Origin of the sequence: Brevundimonas sp. UBA4553 (assembly GCF_002387245.1) — a bacterium.
In the GTDB taxonomy this organism is placed as follows: Bacteria; Pseudomonadota; Alphaproteobacteria; order Caulobacterales; family Caulobacteraceae; genus Brevundimonas.
The window spans coordinates 117,146-135,779 of the sequence record NZ_DGLD01000003.1 but is presented as its reverse complement, the minus strand read 5'-3'; the positions used below and the strand labels follow the sequence as shown (position 1 = coordinate 135,779).

Here is an 18,634-nt window from a genome sequence, read left to right as displayed (position 1 = left end):
GAGGATTCGATCGCAACCGCCAGGCTCTTCTGTTCTTCAAGCGCCTTGGTGATGGTCTCGCCAGCGGCCAGGGCCACGTCGACGATCGATTGACCGCGTTGCATCGACTGCTTCACGGCGTCCAGGGCGCCCATCTCGGCGCGCTGGTTGGTGGCGATGGCGAAGATCGCGCCATTGTCCTTGGCCGAAGAAACCTTCTGGCCAGTGTTCACACGGTTTTGCGTGATCGCGAGATCGCGGCTCGTGTTATTCAGGTTTTGCAGAGCAATCAGAGCGCCTGCATTGGTATTGATGCTGTTAGCCATTTTGGCAGTTCCTTTATTGTCTTCGACATTTCCGACGCCGTTTTGGCGGTCGGGAGCATTCTGCTCGGGGGTAGTCTCATCAGGGGCGGCCCCGAGGGACCGCCCCTAATCCATTAACGGAACAGGCCGAGCAGAACCGAGCTCGACTGGTTCGCGATCGACAGCGCCTGCACGCCCAGCTGTTGCTTGGTTTGCAGGGCGGTCAGCTTGGCGCTTTCCTTGGCCAGATCGGCGTCCACCAGGTTGCCGACACCCACTTCAAGGGCGTCCTGCATCTTGCTGGTGAAGGTCAGCGAGCGCTCCAGCGACTTAGACTTGGTGCCGAGAGCGCCCAGTTCAGCCGTGAAGCCCTTCAGCGCGGTTTCGACCAGAGCGGCGGTAGCGCCCGCACGAACGACAGAGCCGCCCGCGGTGGACACCGCCGTCGCCGCGCCTGAGGCCGCCTTCAGCGTGAAGACGTCGGTCGAGCCCGTGCCGGTCTTGACCTGAATGGCGTCCGTGGTCGTGGCCGAGAACAGGTTGACGCCGTCGAAGGTGGCGCCGCCCAGAGCCTTGGTGATTTCATTGCCGAGGGCGTTGAAGTCAGCCAGGTAGGCCGTTTCGGCAGCCGAACCGGCCACTGAGGATTCGATCGCAACCGCCAGGCTCTTCTGTTCTTCAAGCGCCTTGGTGATGGTCTCGCCAGCGGCCAGGGCCACGTCGACGATCGATTGACCGCGTTGCATCGACTGCTTCACGGCGTCCAGGGCGCCCATCTCGGCGCGCTGGTTGGTGGCGATGGCGAAGATCGCGCCATTGTCCTTGGCCGAAGAAACCTTCTGGCCAGTGTTCACACGGTTTTGCGTGATCGAGAGATCGCGGCTCGTGTTGTTCAGGTTTTGCAGAGCAATCAGAGCGCCTGCATTGGTATTGATGCTGTTAGCCATTTTGGCTTTCCTTTGCTTTTTACATTTTCAACGTCGTTTTGACGCCGTGAGCGTTCTGCTCGGGTAGTCTCTTTTATCAAAAACGGACCCTTGGACCCGTTTCCAATTCTTATCCGCGGAACAGGCCGAGCAGGACCGAGCTCGACTGGTTCGCGATGCCCAGCGCTTGGACGCCGAGTTGTTGTTTGGTCTGGAGCGCCGTCAGCTTGGCGCTTTCCTTGGCCAGGTCGGCATCGACCAGGTTGCCGATACCGACCTCGACCGCGTCCTGGATCTTGCCGGTGAAGGTCAGCGAGCGCTCCAGCGACTTCGACTTGGTGCCGAGGGCGCCCAGCTCCGCCGTGAAGGCCTTCAACGCCGTATCCACCGCCGTGGCCGTGGCGCCGGCGCGAACAATGGCGCCGCCAGCGGTGGCGACAGCGGTGGCCGCGCCGGTGGCCTTGAGGACGAACTTGTCCGTCGAACCGGTGCCGGTCTTGACCTCGACATCAGCAGCCGCGGCCGAATAGAGATTGACGCCGTCGAAGGTGGCGCCAGCCAAGGCCTTGGTGATTTCGTTACCCAGGGCGTTGAAGTCGGCCAGATAGGCGGTTTCAGCAGCCGAACCGGCCACCGAGGATTCGATCGCAACCGCCAGGCTCTTTTGCTCTTCGAGCGCCTTGGTGATGGTCTCGCCAGCGGCCAGGGCCACGTCGACGATCGATTGACCGCGTTGCATCGACTGCTTCACGGCATCCAGGGCGCCCATCTCGGCGCGCTGGTTGGTGGCGATGGCGAAGATCGCGCCATTATCCTTGGCCGAAGAAACCTTCATGCCGGTGTTCACACGGTTTTGCGTGATCGAGAGATCGCGGCTCGTGTTGTTCAGATTTTGCAGGGCGACCAGAGCGCCTGCGTTGGTGTTGATGCTGTTAGCCATACTGGTAGTTCCTTAGTCTTCGGACATTTCCGACGTCATTTTGACTGCCGGGAGCGTTCTGCTCGGGTGGTTGTGTCGAGAAGCGGTCTTTGGGGAACCGCTTCTAATTCTTATCCGCGGAACAGGCCGAGCAGGATCGAGCTCGACTGGTTCGCGATGCCCAGCGCCTGAACGCCGAGTTGTTGCTTGGTTTGCAGGGCGGTCAGCTTGGCGCTTTCCTTGGCCAGGTCGGCGTCCACCAGGTTGCCGATCCCGACTTCGACCGCGTCCTGGATCTTGTTCGTGAAGATGAGCGAGCGCTCCAGCGACTTCGACTTGGTGCCCATGGCGCCCAGTTCGCTGGTAAAGGCGGTGATGGAGCCCGTCACAACGGTCGTCAGGCCCTGCATGGCCGTGACGTCGGCGGCGCTGGGCGCGGCGTAGTTGGAGATGACCAGGGCGGTGGCGCTGGCGGGGGCCGTGGCCGTCGTGGCCGCCGCGCCGCCCTTCAGGACGAAGTTGTCGTTGGTGCCAGTGCCGGTCTTGACGCTGATGTTGGCGCCGGCGGCCGTGGTGTCGGTCCACAGATTGACGCCGTCGAAGGTGGCGCCAGCCAGAGCCTTCGTGATTTCCGCGCCCAAAGCGTTGTAGTCGGTGACGTAGGCCTTCAGGGCGTCGCCGGTGGCGTTCGAGATGGCGACCGCCAGGCTCTTCTGCTCTTCCAGAGCCTTGACCACGGTCTCGCCGGCGGCCAGGGCCACATCGACGATCGACTGGCCGCGTTGCATGGAATTCTTGACGGCGTCCAAGGCGCCCATCTCGGCGCGCTGATTGGTGGCGATCGCGAAGATCGCGCCGTTGTCCTTGGCCGAGGAAACCTTCAGGCCGGTATTCACGCGGTTTTGCGTGACGTTGAGGTCACGGCTGGTCGCATTGAGGTTTTGCAGCGCGATGAGAGCGCCAGCATTCGTGTTGATGCTGTTAGCCATTTTGGCCATCCTATCTGTCTTCGACATGTCCGACGCCATTTTGGCTGCCGGGAGCTTTCTGCTCGAAGACATCAAGAGCAAGGTCGAGGCCAGAACGACCAGCACTTCGAGAATATGCAAGCCTCTGATTTTTATGCGTTAGATTTGGTAAACCATACTTGGAGCCCGGCAGGTTTTGCCGATTTTGACGCGCGGTCGGCAAAACCTGCCGACCTACCCGGCAAGAAAGGCCTTCATCGACGCCACGAGCGCCACCCGAGCCGCTTATCCTCCGCACTCCAGTCGTCCTGCATCGCGCGTTCAGCAGCCCAGGCTTCGACCGCGAGCCGCCGTGCCCCGTCGCAGGCGACAATCTGGGCGCCGCGCAGCAGATAGGCCGCTTCCAGGTCGGCCTGGCTGGGTGCTTCAGGCAGGGTCGCCAGGGCGCAGGGGCGGGCCGCCGCGTCAGGCAGACTCAGGCGCGGCGGCGCAACCGTCGAGATCGGGGGCGAGCCGGCACAGTTCGCGGTCATGAGCCCGCAGGCGATCAGCGCGCATCGGTTCAAGAAGGTTGTTGGCATCTTCGGCGCTCCTTGCCCGTGTGACAGCCGCGACGGTCGCTCGCTCGACCGCCAAGGTCTGTAGGTGATGATCTTCGACGCGGGCGGCCTGCTGCGCCTCCCCCACTGTCTCGATGCGGCGGGCGTCGGCGGCACGGGTTGCGTGCGTCGCCTCGGCCCGGGCTGCCTCCAACCGCCGTTCTTGCAAGCCGAACGGGTCCCACTTCAGACCTGCCCCACGTCCGACCAGGATCAGGAGCAGGAAGCCCGCCATCAGAGTCAGCCAGCCCAGCGGCGTCAGCGCGCGCATCAGATCGCGCGCGCTCATGGATAGGCCCTCCGATCCAGCTCGAAGTGCGGGCCATCTCTCAACCGCGTCCAGTCACCGCCCCAGGTCAACGGGATGCCCAGGTCCGTCGCAGCCGCCTTGAAAGCCCCGGCGATGCGGCCGTACAGCGGCCAATCCCAGCGCACTTGACCCTCTACCAGGGCCGCGACATCGACCGCATGGCCGGTCAGGTGACGCAAGTTCAGCGTGCGACTGGCCCCCGCCCTGACAAGCGCGACCTGACGGACAGGGTCCCGCCGGCCTTCCGTCACCATGAAATCGACCGGAGTCCGCAGGATCGCCGCTTCGACCACGGCAATGAGATCGGGATGCACGCCCTGCAGCCGGGCGCGCGAGCGTTGCGACAGGCGAAAGCTCATGCCCTGCCCCCTGCCGCCAGTCGCAGGCGCAGATTGGCCAGCATGGCGACCATCTGCTGGGCGGTCGGCGCCACCAGATAAAGGACCAGCATCAGGGCGATCAGGCCCATCAACCCTTCCGCCACACGCGGGAGGTCCGCCGGCGCTGTTCGCCCGATGGCTCGCGCCAGCAGCCACCACAAGGCCGCGCTGGCGGTGAAGACATAGAGCCGCCGCCACAGCCAGCGCCCCTCAGCCAGACCCAGGTCAGTCATACTTCATCCTCCTGATCGCAGGGCGCGACGGGCCTGCGCCAGTCGTTGCCCAGTTCGTCGAAGCAATCGTCGGGGCTCAGCCGTTCGGGCGCCGCCCAGACCTCCTCGTCCAGCAGTTCTGCTTCGAGGATGCGGTCGAGATATCGGGTCATGCCGCTCACCCGATCGCCGTCAGCCAGACCACCCCGGCCGCGCCGGCGCCGCCAGCTCCGCCGGCCGTCACGCCCGCCCCGCCTCCGCCGCCGCCTGCGCCATACAGCCCGCCGGGCGCGCCGGAATACCCCGCCCCCGAAACCGCTCCGCCGCCCCCGCCGCCGCCGCCGCCCACGCAGGACAGGGCCGCCAGCGGCGAAGGCTGCCCGCCAAGGCCTGATGTCGTGCGACCAAGGCCGCCTGGCGCCCTGACGTGCAGCAGAGCTCCGTCTCCGCCTGCGCCGCCGCTGAAGGCGAGGTTGGCCGCACTGACCCCGCCGCCCGCCCCCCCGCCGCCGGGACCGTCAGGTCGGGTCTGCGTCTGACCGGCGCCGGCGATAGCGGAAGCCGACGAGTCGCCTCCGGCGTTGGACCGGATCAGGCCGCCGCCGCCCGCGCCGCCGACGCCCGACGATGCGGTTCCTGCTGCGCCGCCCCGGCCGCCTTCACCCGTCAGCAGCGGACTTCCGCCCGCCGAGACCATCGAGTTCGCGCCGGCGACGCCGCTGACACCACCCACGCCAACCGCCACGGTCAGCGCGCCCGAAAACCCATTCACGGGCCACAGGCCCGACACGACGCCGCCTGCACCCCCGCCGCCGCCGCCAAAGCGCACGGTTCCGGGGGCTCCGGCCTCGCCATTCCCGCCAGCGCCGCCGCCGCCCACACAGATCGCCTCCACCCAGCGCGCCCAGGCGGGCGGGGTCCAATCGCCGCTGGCCGTCAGCACCGTGGTTTCGCGTCGGGTCGCGCCTTGGGCGAACCACAGCCGCCCGGTCGTGCGGTCCACCGTGAAGGCGTCACGCCAGGTCCCGCCGTCAGCGCTGACCTTGAGCCGCAGATCATCGTCACCGATCAAGCCCAACTCGGCCCGCCCGCCCCATCCGCTCTGGAACAGCAACGACAGGACGTCGCTGGCCCCCTGCTTGTTGAAGGTGAAACGCAGGTCGCCGTCGCCGCCGCCTTCTGTTTCCAGCGCGGTCCACAAGGCCTTGTTCAGGCGGGCGGCGACGACGTTGGTCGCGTCCGCCTCGGTGTTCACCCCCAGTCGCGTCAGGTTCTGCAAGGCCTCGGGCTCGCCAGCCTCCGCTGCCAGAGGCGCCCATTCGCCGGCCCGACGCACCAGCACCTGATGGCTGTCCAGAACCACGACCAGCAGGCCGTCAGGCGCGTCGATCGGCAGCCACCCTCCCATCTCGGCCCGCATCAGCGCGCCCGCGGGATGGCCGCTCCAGGCGGTCCCGCTCGCCCCGATCGGCAAGATGTAGAGCGCGCCGTCTTCGGGCCCAGCGGGCTGGGTCGTTGTCGTGCAACTGACCACGGCCGCTTGAGTCAGGGCATCCAGGCGCGTCAGCGCCTCGTTCAGGGTCACGTGCTTCTGCAGCTGACCCGCCGCCAGATAGGGCAGGCCCAGCCGCGCGCTGGCGTTGTCGCTCATCGAATGATCTCCAGGGTTTGGAAGATCAGTCTGCGCGGGGACGTTGCCCCGGCGCGCCGAACGGGAGTGGCGCAAGCCAATCCCGGGAAATCACCGGGATTGGCCGGTCCTATTGTGCGCGCCATCGTGGCTACCGCACGCGGTCAAAGACCTCGACACGCCGCCGTCCAGTCGGATAGGCCAAGAGTCGGCGCGCCGCCTGGCCAACAAGGAAGTCCGCTTGATCTCTCCGTTGAAGGCCGCAATCCATCTGACCGCGCTCGGCCTGCTGGCCGCACCCGCCGCCATCGCCCTGTCGGCGTTGTCGAGGATCGGCCACCGCTGGACCGACCTTCTGGCCCAGTTCACCTCCCCGGCCCTCGGCGCCACGCTGATCCTGACGTTGCTCTGCGCGGTGCTGAGACTGCGTCCCGCCGTCATCGCGGGTCTGAGCGTCACCGCCTTGCTGGTTCTCGCCGTCTGGCCTCAATGGTTCCCGCGCGGCGGCGGCCTGCCGCGCGAGGGCGCGCCGACGTTAACGCTATACTCCGCCAATCTCTGGGCCTGGAATACCGACATCGAGGCCATCACCCGCTCCATCGCCGAAGCGGACGCCGACATCGTGGTCTTGGTAGAACTGGGCGACGCGCCCTCGGCCCAGTTGGATCGCGTGCTGACGGGTTTTCCGCACCGTGTGTTGAACGCCCGCGTAAACCGTCCCAGCGGCGCGGCCCGCGCCGCTATCGCGTCACGTTATCCGCTGACCGCCATCGCGGACCGCCCCGACGGCCTGGTTTCGGTCGCTGCCGCAGCCCAGACGCCACTCGGCCCCGTCAACATCATCGGCGCCCACCTGACCCGACCCTGGCCCTTTCAGTATCAGTGGGGTCAGATCAATCAGGCCACGGCGCTGGCCGCCATCCGTCGCGACATGACCGGTCCTGTCATTGCGACGGGCGACTTCAACAGCGTGTCCAGCGCCCGCATCGGGCGTCAGATCCAGGCCGAGACGGGCATGATCCCCGCGCCCGGCTGGCCCGGCACCTGGCCGTCGCCCCTGCCCTCAGCGATGGGCCTGACGATAGATCAGGTGTGGCGATCGCCCGATCTGGCCCTGCTGGAACGCCGGTTGGGCCGCTCGAACGGTTCCGACCATCGCCCCGTCGTCACCCGCTTCACCTTGGCGGCAGAAGCGCCCTGAGCCGCTCGTCATGGCCATGATCGGGAAAGTCGTCCGCGACCCAGCCCTCCTCGAAGGCTTTCAGAACCCGTCCCGTCTCCGGTCCCGGCTTCAGTCCCAGACGCGCCAGTTCACGCCCCCCGACCGGCAGAGACGGTCGCGTCCAGTCCTGCGCCAGCGTCAGCAGGCGCTGCGCCCCCATGGCGTTTCCGCCCGCCGCCCAAGCCCGCATGACCCGATCCTCGAACGCCTGTCGCCCGTCACGATAGAGAAGCGCCCGCGCCTGCGCGTCTGTCAGCGTCAGCCTCGCCCCGCCACTGGCCGCCTCAGCCAGCCGGTCGCGCTGGGCGTTGGACAACCGCAAGGCGCGCGCCGCCTCCCCCGTTCGCACGGGATCAGCCGGCAGCAGGGCCGACAGCCGCATGACTGGATCTTCGCTGATCTCTGTCATCGTCTCGAACAGCGGCAGATCGAAGCCTCCGCCCAGCACGCGCTCCAACACGCTCGCCTCGGCCATCAACCGCACCGCTGGGCGGGGATCGGGCGCGGCCAGCAGCTTCAACAGTTCCTTGGACACCCTCTCGGCGGACAGATGCTCGACGCCCTCGGCCAAGGCGGCGCAGGCCGCCACCGCCGCCGCATCGGGGGCGCCTCGCCCATACCAGGCATAGAAGCGATAGAAGCGCAGAATGCGCAGGTAGTCCTCGCGGATACGACCTTCGGGTTCGCCGACGAACACGATCCGCCCCGCCATGGCGTCATCAAAGCCCTGCCCCGTCGGGTCCAGAATGACGCCGTCCGCATCGGCATAGAGGGCGTTCAGGCGAAAATCCCTCCGCCCCGCGTCCTCGGTCCAGTCCGTCGTGAAGGCCACCGTGGCGCGCCGTCCATCCGTCGATACGTCACGACGTAAGGTCGTGATCTCGAACGGCTGGCGTTCCGATATCGCGGTCACCGTGCCGTGATCGATTCCGGTCGGAACCGAGCGCAGCCCGGCGGCCTTAAGCGCCCCCACCACCGCATCCGGCGTCAGGGTCGTGGCAATGTCGATGTCGTCGATCGGCGCGCCGATCAAGGCGTTGCGCACGCAACCACCGACGAAGCGGGCGCAGTCCGGCCCGCCCGCCGCCGCCAACGCCGTCATTACCGCCCGCATCGCCGGAACCGTCAGCCAGCCCTGCCCTTCAAGCCTGTGGATCACGCCGCGTCCTCGGCCGCCGCCGACAGAGGCTCGGCCTCGTCGCCGTACAAGCGGCCGAACAGCCCCTTCAGAATGCCCGCCGTCGCACCCCAGATGTAGCGCTCCTCGAACGGCATGGCCCAGAACCAGCGTCGCGCGCCGCCCTCCGGGTCATAATAGTCGCGGCGGTGATTGACCGGGTCCATCAGGAAGTCCCAGGGCACCTCGAACACCTCGGCCACCTCGTCCGGCGAGGGCGTGACCAATGGCGGCGCGGTCAGCCAGCCGACCACCGGTGTGACTAGAAATCCGGTTCCCGTCTCATAGGGATCGCCCAGCCCCAGTAACTCGACCACGTTCGGGTCCAGCGCCACCTCCTCGAAGGCTTCGCGCAGCGCAGCCTGCCCCGCCGTCTCGCCGGGGTCCAGCCGCCCGCCGGGAAAGGCGATCTGTCCAGTATGGCTGGCCAGACTGTCGGACCGCCGCGTCATCAGCACGGTCGGGCCATCGTCATGCATGATGATCGGCACCAAGACGGCGGCCGGGCGCAACTCTCCCGCCGCACGTTCCACGCCGGGATTAAGGTCATAGTCAGACCGCACGGCCGTCCGTTCCGGCGTCCACGACGCCACCGGGTCCAGTCGGGCCTCCAGGCGCTTCCTCAGGCTGTCGCAGCTCATTCCAGCCCTCCCAGCGAAAAGACCTCGCCGCCCGACCGCACCACCAGTCGCCCGTCCACCGCCAGGGCCCGTTCGACCAGTTCATAAAAGACCGGTCGCGCAATCCGCGCCCACAGCTCGGCCCGCACATGGATACGTGGAGCCGGTTCGCCGCTCGCGTGATCGGTCTCGACAATGATGGGATGGTCTGCGCCCGCCTCAACCACATCCCCGACGTCGGTAGTGAAGGTCAGGACGTCGCCCCCCGCCTGCATGGCTACGGCCCTGAACGGCAGGTCCTCGACCCGGATCTTCAGCTTCTCGACCGGGGTGACCAGATGATAGCCGTCCGGGTCCTTCCTCAGCACCGTGGAGAACAGCCGCACCAGTTCAGGTCGGCCTATAGGCGAGCCTTCATGCATCCACGTCCCGTCAGCCCGGACCAGGATGTCGATGTGGCCGCAATGCTCCGGATGCCACAGGTGCACCGGCGGCAGGCCGCGTCCGGGCGCCTGTCGCGCGGCTTCGGCGACGCCGGACAGGCCGGACGGTGTCGCGGGGTTCATCATATCCAAACTATGGGGCGCGTCGCCCGGCAAGGGAAGCTTGGAGCACCCTCAGAGGACAGGGCGAACCGCTCCGACCGGGGCCACGTCGGTGATCGGCAGCCACATCACCCGGCGACGATCCACCGGTCCGGCCAGGTCAGCGTTAGGCGCGTCCACGAAACCGAACCGTGAGAAGTAGGGCGGATCGCCCACCAGCAGCACGCCGTCCAGCTTCATGGCCCGCGCTTCTTCGATGCAGGCCTGCACAAGGTCCGCGCCCAGACCCCCGCGACGGCTGGCGGCGTCCACCGCGATGGGCCCAAGGAAGACCGAGCGCGCCGCGCCGACCTTGATCGACCATAGCCGCACCGAGCCGATCAACCGCTCATCCTCAAACGCGCAAAAGCCGGCCGCCAGGGCTGCGGCCTCACGCAGGCGCTCCGCCGTCTTGGCGAAACGACCGGGGCCAAATGCCGCCAGCACCAGGGCGTCGATGGCCACAGCGTCACCCGCTCGTTCCCGCACGATGCGGACGGGCGTGGCGGTCTCGACAGAAACGGGGGCGGCGACGGCGTTCATGCGCGGCGCCTAGACCCCTTGCCCCCTCGAATCAATCACGTTTGCGAGAAATCAGCCCGCCTTGGTGAAATCCGGCGCGCGTTTCTGGCTGAAGGCCATGAATGCCTCCATGGCCTCGGGGCTGCGCATCTGCGAACCGAAGGCGTGGGCCTCGCGCTGCATCAGGGACCACAGGGTCTCGGCGTCGCGCATCAGGGCCTTGGTCTTGCGGATCGAATTGGGCGCCCGCGCCGCCAACTTGTCGGCCAGCAGGCGCGCCGTCGCCTCGACCTCATCGGCTGCGACCGCGCGGTTAGCCAGCCCCCAGGCCAGGGCCGTCTTGCCGTCGATGGCCTCGCCCAGGGCGAACAGCTCAAACGCCCGTTGATGGCCGATGGTCGCCGGCAGCAACAGCGACGACGCCGCCTCAGGAGCCAGGGCCAGGTTGACGAACGGGACCGACAACAGGGCGTCTTCGGCCACCACCACCATGTCGCAATGCAGCAGCAGGGTCAGACCGATGCCGACCGCCCGCCCCCGCACCGCAGCCACGGCGGGTTTGTCCAGATCAGCCAGGGCCTTGAGGAAGCGGAAAACCCCCATCTCGACCAGATCGCCACTGCTCTGCGAACCCAGGGCGATGAAATCGGCGATGTCGTTGCCGGCCGAGAATGAGTCGCCTTCGCTGCGGAACAGGATTACCCGCACCGCGTCATCCTGCCTGGCCTGCTCGGTCGCCTCGGCCAAGGCCGTGTACATGGCCTGCGTGATGGCGTTCTTCTTGTCCGCGCGATTGAAAGCGACGGTCAGGACGCCGCCGTTCAGGTCGATCTTGATATGGTCGCTCATTGCGCCGTCTCCGTCAGTGTCCACCAATCAACACCAGCCTCATCGCGGCTGCGTCTGGCCCGCCCCTCGCGGGCCAGATAGTTCAGGTGAGCGATCGCCTCGCCCGTCGCCATGCTCAGCACCTCGTCGCCCACCGGACGCGCGAACAGGGCCGAAAAGACATCGACAGCCCGCGACGGCGTCTTCAGCGTCCGCTCCAGTCGCTTCAGCGCCACATCATGCCCGCGGATCAACGCGTCCAGCCGAGTAGTGACGCCGTAGAAAGGCTCGCCGTGCGACGGCAGTATGAACAGGTCGCCGGGCAGACGCGCCTTCAAGGCCTCCAACGAGCGTAGCCACTCGCCCAGAGGATCCGCCTCCGGCTCCGTCGGCCAGACCGACACGTTAGAGGAAATGCGAGGCAGGATCTGATCACCCGCCAGAAAGACGCCGTCGTTCTCACGCCACAGGCTGACGTGCTCCGGCGAATGCCCCTCGCCGATCACCACGCGCCAGTCGTCTTCACCGATGCGAACGAGATCGTTATCCGACAAACGCAGGTAGGCCGAAGGCATCGCCGCCACCGCCTTGCCGAATCCGCCGTAGCCCGTGCGCCAGCGAGCGACCTGCTCGTCGTTCCAGCCCGCTGCGCGATAGAAGACCTCACCGGAATCCGGGGCTGGCTGACCTTCGTCGGCGATCAGCATTCGCGCCGTCACGTATTCCAGTCGCGACATCAGCAGCGGCGCATCGAAACGCTCACATAGCCAGCCCGCGAGGCCGATATGGTCGGGATGCATATGGGTGCAGATCACACGCCTGACCGGCTTGCCGCCCAACGGCCCCGCCAGCGCGGCCTCCCACCCGGCCCTGGACGCCTCGGTCCTCAACCCGGTGTCGACCAGAGTCCAGCCGTCGCCATCCGCCAAGGCGTAGACGTTGATGTGGTTCAGGCTCAGCGGCAGCGGCAGGCGCAGCCAGAGAATGCCCGGCGCAACCTCGACCGCCTGACCGGCTTCCGGCGCCGGACCGGACGGATAGGTCAGGCCGCGAGCGGTGGTGACCACATCCTCGCTCATCACCCCATCCGCCAAGTCAGTCTCCTTTGAATACCCTACCCCTAAGCTCAAACGCCCGCCATGCCAACCGTTCGCCATCCTTCCACTTGACCACGCCACAATCTCCGCTCATGGCTTTTGCCTATTTCCTGCCGTTTCGGAGCATCTGGATGCTTAATCACCGCCTGATCTTGGCCCTTGCAGGTGCAATGGCGTTCTCAATGGGGTTGTCGGACGCGGCGATAGCCCAATCTGCAGGCTCGACCTCCAATCCTGAGCACGGTGGCCGCCCCGCCCCAGGGAATTCCGTCGATCCCAACCCTGTGGCGTCGACCCGCGACACGAATGCAAGCCGCGTTCGCGGACGTCGCGCCCAGGCCGAAGCCGCCAAGGTGGATCCGGCCGTAATCAAGGCCGAAGTTGAAACGATCTTCGCCGGCAGTTCGACAACCTGCACCGTAACCGAAGCGAAGCTTCTCGGCGTCAGCGCGGAACAGCAGAAGATCTACGAGGCCAGCTGCGCAGCTGCCCCCGGCTATATCGTCGTCGCCTCAACGCCGCCGCAAATCGTCGATTGCATCGTTCTCGACGGCCAGGCCCAGACTGCACGTGCAGCGGATCCTGCAGCCGCCACCGGCCCGACGTGCACCCTCCCCGCTAATCAGGACATCCAGGGCTTCCTGAAGGCCTATGCGACCCAGGCGGGTGTTCCCTGCACGGTGGATGAAGCCAAGGTTCGCGGTCAATCGGGCGACGGCGCCGTCGTCTACGAAATCGGCTGCGCTGGCGTCGACGGCTACTGGATTGAAAAAGGCGCCTCGGGCTGGGAGAAGACCGAGTGCATCCAGGTGATCAGCCAGAACAGCACCTGCCAGTTCACCACCCCTGTCGAACAGGCCGCGACGGTCAAATCCTGGCTGACCGGTTCGGACGCCGCCGCCTGCGACGTTCAGCAGGTCCGCCTGATGGGCCAGAACGCCAACGGCCGCTTCATCGAGATGACTTGCGCCGGGGCTGAAGGCTTCATCATTCGCCAGAATGCCGAGCATGCCGTCCAGCAGGTCTACCCCTGCGCCACGGCCCAACAGATCGGCGGCGGCTGCAAGCTGACGACGACGGCTCCGGCTCCGGCTGCGACGCCTCAAGCCTAAACGACGCTCGACCGTCCAGAAGCGAAGCGCCGCCGGAGCAATCCGGCGGCGTCTTTGTTTTCGGTGCCCCCTTCACGGTGAACGCGGCTCGCCTTAGCCTTGACCTTATGCGCATCGCCACCTGGAACGTGAACTCGGTCAACGCACGCCTGCCCACCGTGCTGGCCTGGCTGGAATCGGCCAATCCCGACGTCGTCTGCTTCCAGGAAATCAAATGCGTGGACGAGAAATTCCCGCGCGAGGCCTTCGAGAGCCTGGGCTACAACGTCGAGACCCACGGCCAGAAGACCTATAACGGCGTCGCCATCCTGTCGAAGTTCCCGCTTTCCGACATCCAGCGCGGTCTGCCCGGCGACGACGGCGACGAACAGGCAAGGTATCTGGAGGCCGTGATCGAGGCTCCGATTCCGGTACGCGTGGCCTCCATCTACCTGCCCAATGGGAACCCCCTGGGCACAGAGAAATTTCCCTACAAGCTGGCCTGGTTCCAGCGTCTGCACGACCGCGCCAAGGAACTTCTGACCTACGAAGAGCCGCTGGCGCTATGCGGCGATTACAACTGCATCCTGACGCCCGATGACGCGGCCAAACCCGAGGACTGGGTCAACGACGCCCTGTTCCAGCCGGAAACCCGGGCCGCCCTGAACGCGATGAAGTGGCTGGGTCTTTCGGACGCCCATGATTTGGGCGGCGAGCCCAAGGGGACCTACACCTTCTGGGACTATCAGGCGGGTGCCTGGCAACGGAACAACGGCATCCGCATCGACTACGCCCTGCTCTCGCCCCAGGCGACGGACCGGTTCCGCGGCATCGAAACACATCGCGACGCCCGCGACATGGACAAGCCCAGCGACCACGTCCCCGTGGTGGTCGACCTCGATCTGGACGCCTGACCCATGGGCGAGACGTTCAGGGTCATCCTGCTGATCGCCCTGACCGCCGCCTTCCTGACGACGGGCGCTCTGATGCTGTCATGGTGGATGGAGCCGGAACGGCGACTGAAGCGGGCCCTGCTCAAGTCTTTGGGCGCCAAGGCCGACACCGAGGCCCTGTCGCCCGCCGAGGGCCGCGCCGCAGGGTTGGATTTCGACGGGGGTCAGGTTGTGGTGCTGTGGAAGCGCGGCGCCCAGGGGCTGGTCTACGCCTTCGATGAGGTCGAGGGCGGCGAGATCATTGTCGACGGCCATGTGGTGGCCCGCGCGCGTCGCGGCGCCCTGCGCAAGGATCTGGACGTGGTCGTGCCCGAGGCGGAACAGGTGGTGCTGCGGCTGATGTTCAGCGACACGCGCAATCCGGAGTTCGAACTGGCCCTCTGGAACGCCGACCTGCCGGCCTCCACCGGCTCGCCGACAGAGGCGCTGCGGCTGGGGCGCCGCTGGTTGTCGCACGTCGAAGCTCTGATGAAGCGCTGATCGCCCTTCCCGCCTCCGTTGCGGGAGGCTAGAACGCCGCCTCTACTGTTTACTGTGTTTTCAGGAGCCCGCCGTGGCCCGTCTCTTCGACGCCTACATCATCGCCGACTGGACCGCCGCCGAGGGCAAGAAGCTGGGCGAGCAGACCCTGTGGGTCGGCGTCGCCAAGCGAGACGTGCGCTTCCGCCTCTACACCGAGACCCACAACGTCGCCGCGCGCGCCGAGGGCGAAGCCCTGATCGCCGATCTGCTGGCCGAACACCGCAAGCGCGGCGACCGCGTCCTGATCGGTTTCGACTTCGACTTCGGCTTCCCCGCCGGAACGGCTGAGCGGCTCAAGCTGGACGGCCGCCCGTGGGAGGCCATGGGCAAGTTCCTGGCCGCCAATATCGTCGACAAGGCGGACAACACCAACAACCGCTATCAGGTCGCGGCCAAGATGAACCGGCTGATGACGGATCAGCCCTGGCCCTTCTGGGGCGCGCCCGCCAGCCAGGCGCAGCGCTGGCTGACCACCACCAAGCCGCCCGAAGGCGCCGGCGCCGACATCCCCGAGTTCCGCGCCACCGAGTTGGCCGCGCGCAAGGACAAGCTGCCGCCCAAGAGCGTCTGGCAGATGCACGGCGCAGGCGCCGTCGGCGGCCTGACCCTGCTGGGCGTGCCCATGCTGCGCCGCCTGCTGGACAAGCTGGGCGCCTCGGCCGCTGTCTGGCCGTTCAACACCGGCTGGCGCGAACTGACCGAGGCGGACGTCGAGCCCCTGTCGGCCCTCGTGGTCGAGGTCTGGCCCGCCCTGTTCGACGCCAAGCGTCAGGTCAGCGCCGAGGGCGTCAAGGAATATAAGACCCAGGCCCAGGTCCGCACCGCCGCTGAAGCCTTCGCCCAGATGGACGACGCCGGCACCCTGCAAAAGGCGTTCGCTCCGCCCAAGACCGCTGACGAAGCCTTGGTCGCCCAGGTCGAGAACGAAGAAGGCTGGATCCTGGGGGTATGACCTTCTTCCTTCTCCCCTTGAGGGGGAAGGTCGGCGCCGCGGGCGCTCGGATGAGGGGTGTGAGCGCATCGGTTCCGATGACGACTTCCCCCCCTCGGATCGAAAAACTCCTGGGGGCGGCGCAGCCCCCCCTCATCCGTCATGCCTGTGCATGACACCTTCTCCCTCAAGGGGAGAAGGAAGGCGCTCTACCCGATCAGCACTCTCGCCGCCGCCCGCGCCTCGTCGGTGATCTCGGCGCCCGACAGCATGCGGGCGATCTCTTCCTGACGGGGATGCGGCTCCAGAACGTCGATGGAGGTGCGGGTTTGTCCGTCCACGTCGGCCTTGCAGACCTTCCAGTGGGCGTGGCCGCGCGAGGCGACCTGTGGGCTGTGGGTGACGACTAGGACCTGTGCGCCGCTGGACAGACGTTGCAGACGGCCGCCGACGGCCTCGGCCACGGCGCCGCCGACGCCCTGATCGACCTCGTCGAAGATCATGACCGGCTGGCGCTGATCCTCGCGGCTGGCCAAGGCCGCCTTCATCGCCAGGGCGAAGCGGGCCAGTTCACCGCCTGACGCCACAGTGTCCAACGGACCGAAGGGGGTGCCGGCGTTGGTGGCGACCTCGAAGCGGACGGTCTCCACGCCCAGAGGTCCACGCCGGTTCTCGATCGGCTCCAGCGTCACACGGAAGCGGGCGCGATCCAGCTTCAACGGACCCAGTTCGCCCATGACGGCGGCGACCAGACGATCGCCGGCCGCTTCGCGCGCCGAGGTCAGCAGCATGGCGGCGACGTCATAGGCCTCGATCGCCACGGCCACGTCGCGCCGCGCATTGGTCAGCGCCTCGGCCCCATCCTCGATCAGACGCAGTTGTTCGCGCAGGCGCACCCGCAAGGCCGGCAGGGCGTCGACCGTGGTGTTCAGCTTGCGGGCGGCGGCGCGCAGGCTGAACAGGCGCTCCTCCGCCTTGTCCAGGCGGCCCGGCTCGAAATCAAAAGCGTCGGCGGCGGCGTCGACGGCGGCCACGGCCTCGGTCGCTTCGACCAACGCGCGATCCACGGCTTCTGCGGCCAGACCCAGCTTGATGATGATAGGGTTGTCGCCTTCCGCACCCGCCTGCACCGCCCGCTGGCGGGCGTGTTCGACGGCGCGCAGGGCCGAAGCCAGACGCTGGCTCAGCTTGTCGCCGCCCAGCAGATTGCGGGCGTCGGCCAGATCGGCCACGGCCTTCTCTGACGCGCCCAGGATGGCGCGCTCCCCCGCCAATTCCGTTTCTTCGTCGGGCTGAGGGTCCAAGGCATCAAGCTCGGCCAGATTGAGGGCGATCTCCTCGGCCTTGGCGGCGGCTTCTGCGGCGGAGGCTTCCAGTTCGTCCAGACGGGCCTGCGCCGCCTTCAAACGCTCCGCGGCGGCCGCGACGCCCGACAGTTGAGGCTGCAGACCGCCGTAGTTGTCCAGCAGAGCGCGGTGGGTCTTCCAGTCCAGCAGGCCGACCGTCTCGTGCTGGCCATGCACCTCGACCAACAGAGCGCCGATCTCGCGCAGGGCGGTGACGCCCGCCGGTTGATCATTGATGTAGGCGCGGCTGCGGCCGTCAGCCGAGACGACACGGCGCAGGATCAGCTCTTCGCCCGGCGCGACCTCGAAGCCGCGCTCTGCCAGAAGTTCGATCAGGGCTTCGTCGTCGGGGGCGGTGAAGACGGCGGTGGCGACGGCCTGCTTCGCGCCGGACCGCACCAGTCCGGCGTCGCTGCGCGCGCCGAGCGCCAAGCCCAGAGCGTCGAGAATGATGGACTTGCCCGCGCCGGTTTCGCCGGTCAAGACAGTCAGCCCCTTGCCGACCTCTAGGTCGAGGGTGTCGACGAGCACGACGTCACGGATCGAGAGAGTGGTCAGCATGGGCCAGCTTGATTCGACTTTACGGCCCACTGTAGCCGGAAACAGAAAGGGAACGCAGCGACTTTCCGCCTACGCCCCCTGCTGCATCAGGCGCCGCCGGGAATGATGCGTTGCAGCCAGCTCTCGCGTTTGGCTTCCGGCTGCACGTCGGGGCGAGCGCCGCGTTCGCTCAGCAGGGCATAGGCCTCGGCGTACCAGGGGCTGCCCGGATAGTTGTGGCCCAGAACCGCAGCGTTGCGCGTCGCCTCCTCGGTCAGACCCAGCGCGACATTGACCTCGACCAGACGATACAGCGCCTCCGGCGTGTGCGAGCTGCGCTGGAAGGCCTCGTTGTTGATCACGGTTTTGTAGCGGTTCAAGGCCGCCAGCGGCTGATTGGCGCGCTGGTAGAAGCGGCCCACGGCCATTTCCTTGCCGGCCAGCTGGTCGTTGACCATGTCGATCTTGATGCGGGCGTCGCTGGCGTAGGCCGTATTGGGATAGCGGCGCGCCACATCGCGCAGACCGGCCAGAGCGGCTTCGGCATAGGCCTGATCGCGGCCGACATCGACGATCTGCTCGAAGTTGCAGATGGCGCGCATATAGAAGGCGTAGGCCGCAGACGGGTTGCCGGGGAACAGGGCGATGAAACGATCGGCCGCCGCGACGGCGTCCTGATAGTTGTTGTTCTGATAGTAGGCGTAGATCTGCATCAGGATCGCGCGGCGCGACCATTCCGAATAGGGATGCTGACGTTCGACTTCCTGGAAATAGTCGATGGCGTCGGTCCAGCGCTTGGACTGCAGCCGCTGATAACCCGTATTATAGAGCAGCTCGACCGGGCGTTCCTCATAGGCCAGCCGCTGACGCGGCTTGTTCCCGGCGCAGGCGGAAACCGTCAGGGCGGCGACGGCGACCGTCATCAGGACCAGGCCGGTACGGGACTTCGAAGCGGGCAAGGGCGACCTCTCAA

Annotated in this window: 22 protein-coding genes; 5 read left to right on the top strand and 17 right to left on the bottom strand. The window is 66.8% G+C overall.

Annotated features, from left to right (window positions below; translation table 11 throughout):
* The 9 genes from B4A39_RS04165 to B4A39_RS04125 form a co-directional block, all read right to left on the bottom strand.
* Positions 1-305, bottom strand: a 305-nt coding sequence (locus tag B4A39_RS04165) for a flagellin (protein ID WP_414631900.1), incomplete at its 3' end; no start/stop codon positions are given.
* Between the two features lie 113 nt (positions 306-418).
* A complete protein-coding gene (locus B4A39_RS04160) occupies positions 419-1,231 on the bottom strand; it encodes a flagellin (protein WP_292033583.1) in 813 nt (270 codons plus the stop codon).
* A gap of 109 nt (positions 1,232-1,340) precedes the next feature.
* Positions 1,341-2,150 (bottom strand): flagellin, encoded by an 810-nt coding sequence (locus tag B4A39_RS04155; protein ID WP_292033582.1) that lies wholly within the window; start codon positions 2,148-2,150, stop codon positions 1,341-1,343.
* 110 nt (positions 2,151-2,260) lie between these two features.
* Entirely contained in the window at positions 2,261-3,118 is an 858-nt protein-coding gene (locus B4A39_RS04150) for a flagellin (protein WP_292033580.1), read from the bottom strand.
* 444 nt (positions 3,119-3,562) lie between these two features.
* Positions 3,563-3,985: a hypothetical protein gene (locus B4A39_RS04145; RefSeq protein ID WP_292033578.1), complete on the bottom strand. Its 423-nt coding sequence runs from the start codon at positions 3,983-3,985 to the stop codon at positions 3,563-3,565.
* A complete protein-coding gene (locus B4A39_RS04140) occupies positions 3,982-4,365 on the bottom strand; it encodes a M15 family metallopeptidase (protein ID WP_292033575.1) in 384 nt (127 codons plus the stop codon). The genes B4A39_RS04145 and B4A39_RS04140 overlap by 4 nt, the downstream gene beginning before the upstream one ends.
* On the bottom strand, positions 4,362-4,619 hold the full coding sequence (locus tag B4A39_RS04135) for a hypothetical protein (RefSeq protein ID WP_292033573.1): 258 nt from the start codon (positions 4,617-4,619) through the stop codon (positions 4,362-4,364). The genes B4A39_RS04140 and B4A39_RS04135 overlap by 4 nt, the downstream gene beginning before the upstream one ends.
* Positions 4,616-4,771 carry a hypothetical protein gene (locus B4A39_RS04130; protein ID WP_292033571.1) on the bottom strand — a complete coding sequence of 52 codons (156 nt, stop codon included), beginning with the start codon at positions 4,769-4,771 and terminating at the stop codon, positions 4,616-4,618. The genes B4A39_RS04135 and B4A39_RS04130 overlap by 4 nt, the downstream gene beginning before the upstream one ends.
* 5 nt (positions 4,772-4,776) lie before the next feature.
* Positions 4,777-6,249, bottom strand: coding sequence for a DUF2793 domain-containing protein (locus B4A39_RS04125; RefSeq protein WP_292033570.1), 1,473 nt, complete (start codon positions 6,247-6,249; stop codon positions 4,777-4,779).
* Between the two features lie 220 nt (positions 6,250-6,469).
* Here B4A39_RS04125 and B4A39_RS04120 point away from each other — a divergent pair, with 220 nt between their 5' ends.
* Complete coding sequence (locus B4A39_RS04120) at positions 6,470-7,429, top strand: endonuclease/exonuclease/phosphatase family protein (RefSeq protein ID WP_292033568.1); 960 nt, start codon at positions 6,470-6,472, stop codon at positions 7,427-7,429.
* Here B4A39_RS04120 and B4A39_RS04115 read toward each other — a convergent pair.
* Genes B4A39_RS04115 through B4A39_RS04090 form a run of 6 tightly spaced genes read right to left on the bottom strand, consistent with a single transcriptional unit; the run spans position 7,404 to position 12,275 of the window.
* On the bottom strand, positions 7,404-8,609 hold the full coding sequence (locus B4A39_RS04115; protein WP_292033566.1) for a CCA tRNA nucleotidyltransferase: 1,206 nt from the start codon (positions 8,607-8,609) through the stop codon (positions 7,404-7,406). The genes B4A39_RS04120 and B4A39_RS04115 overlap by 26 nt on opposite strands.
* Positions 8,606-9,268, bottom strand: a complete 663-nt coding sequence (locus tag B4A39_RS04110; protein WP_292033563.1) for a CoA pyrophosphatase — start codon at positions 9,266-9,268, stop codon at positions 8,606-8,608. The genes B4A39_RS04115 and B4A39_RS04110 overlap by 4 nt, the downstream gene beginning before the upstream one ends.
* Positions 9,265-9,816: a DUF1285 domain-containing protein gene (locus tag B4A39_RS04105; RefSeq protein WP_409449558.1), complete on the bottom strand. Its 552-nt coding sequence runs from the start codon at positions 9,814-9,816 to the stop codon at positions 9,265-9,267. Before B4A39_RS04105 ends, B4A39_RS04110 begins: the two co-directional genes overlap by 4 nt.
* Before the next feature lie 48 nt (positions 9,817-9,864).
* Complete coding sequence (locus tag B4A39_RS04100) at positions 9,865-10,374, bottom strand: GNAT family N-acetyltransferase (protein ID WP_292033556.1); 510 nt, start codon at positions 10,372-10,374, stop codon at positions 9,865-9,867.
* 51 nt (positions 10,375-10,425) lie between these two features.
* The gene (locus tag B4A39_RS04095; protein WP_292033554.1) at positions 10,426-11,202 is read right to left on the bottom strand and encodes an enoyl-CoA hydratase; all 777 of its coding nucleotides are present in this window, start codon (positions 11,200-11,202) and stop codon (positions 10,426-10,428) included.
* Positions 11,199-12,275, bottom strand: a complete 1,077-nt coding sequence (locus tag B4A39_RS04090; RefSeq protein WP_292033549.1) for an MBL fold metallo-hydrolase — start codon at positions 12,273-12,275, stop codon at positions 11,199-11,201. The genes B4A39_RS04095 and B4A39_RS04090 overlap by 4 nt, the downstream gene beginning before the upstream one ends.
* Positions 12,276-12,286: 11 nt before the next feature.
* On the opposite strand from B4A39_RS04090, the gene B4A39_RS04085 reads away from it, so the two are divergent.
* The 4 genes from B4A39_RS04085 (at position 12,287) to B4A39_RS04070 (ending at position 15,796) form a co-directional block, all read left to right on the top strand.
* On the top strand, positions 12,287-13,390 hold the full coding sequence (locus B4A39_RS04085) for a hypothetical protein (RefSeq protein WP_292033547.1): 1,104 nt from the start codon (positions 12,287-12,289) through the stop codon (positions 13,388-13,390).
* Between the two features lie 107 nt (positions 13,391-13,497).
* The gene (locus B4A39_RS04080) at positions 13,498-14,283 is read left to right on the top strand and encodes an exodeoxyribonuclease III (RefSeq protein WP_292033545.1); all 786 of its coding nucleotides are present in this window, start codon (positions 13,498-13,500) and stop codon (positions 14,281-14,283) included.
* Positions 14,284-14,286: 3 nt separating this feature from the next.
* Positions 14,287-14,802 (top strand): hypothetical protein, encoded by a 516-nt coding sequence (locus B4A39_RS04075; RefSeq protein WP_292033542.1) that lies wholly within the window; start codon positions 14,287-14,289, stop codon positions 14,800-14,802.
* A 73-nt stretch (positions 14,803-14,875) separates the two neighbouring features.
* Positions 14,876-15,796: a cobalamin biosynthesis protein CbiG gene (locus B4A39_RS04070; protein ID WP_292033539.1), complete on the top strand. Its 921-nt coding sequence runs from the start codon at positions 14,876-14,878 to the stop codon at positions 15,794-15,796.
* Between the two features lie 188 nt (positions 15,797-15,984).
* On the opposite strand, the gene recN is transcribed toward B4A39_RS04070, so the two are convergent.
* On the bottom strand, positions 15,985-17,682 hold the full coding sequence (gene recN / locus B4A39_RS04065; RefSeq protein ID WP_292033537.1) for a DNA repair protein RecN: 1,698 nt from the start codon (positions 17,680-17,682) through the stop codon (positions 15,985-15,987).
* 86 nt (positions 17,683-17,768) lie between these two features.
* Positions 17,769-18,584: an outer membrane protein assembly factor BamD gene (locus tag B4A39_RS04060; protein ID WP_292033601.1), complete on the bottom strand. Its 816-nt coding sequence runs from the start codon at positions 18,582-18,584 to the stop codon at positions 17,769-17,771.
* Positions 18,585-18,634: the final 50 nt, after the last annotated feature.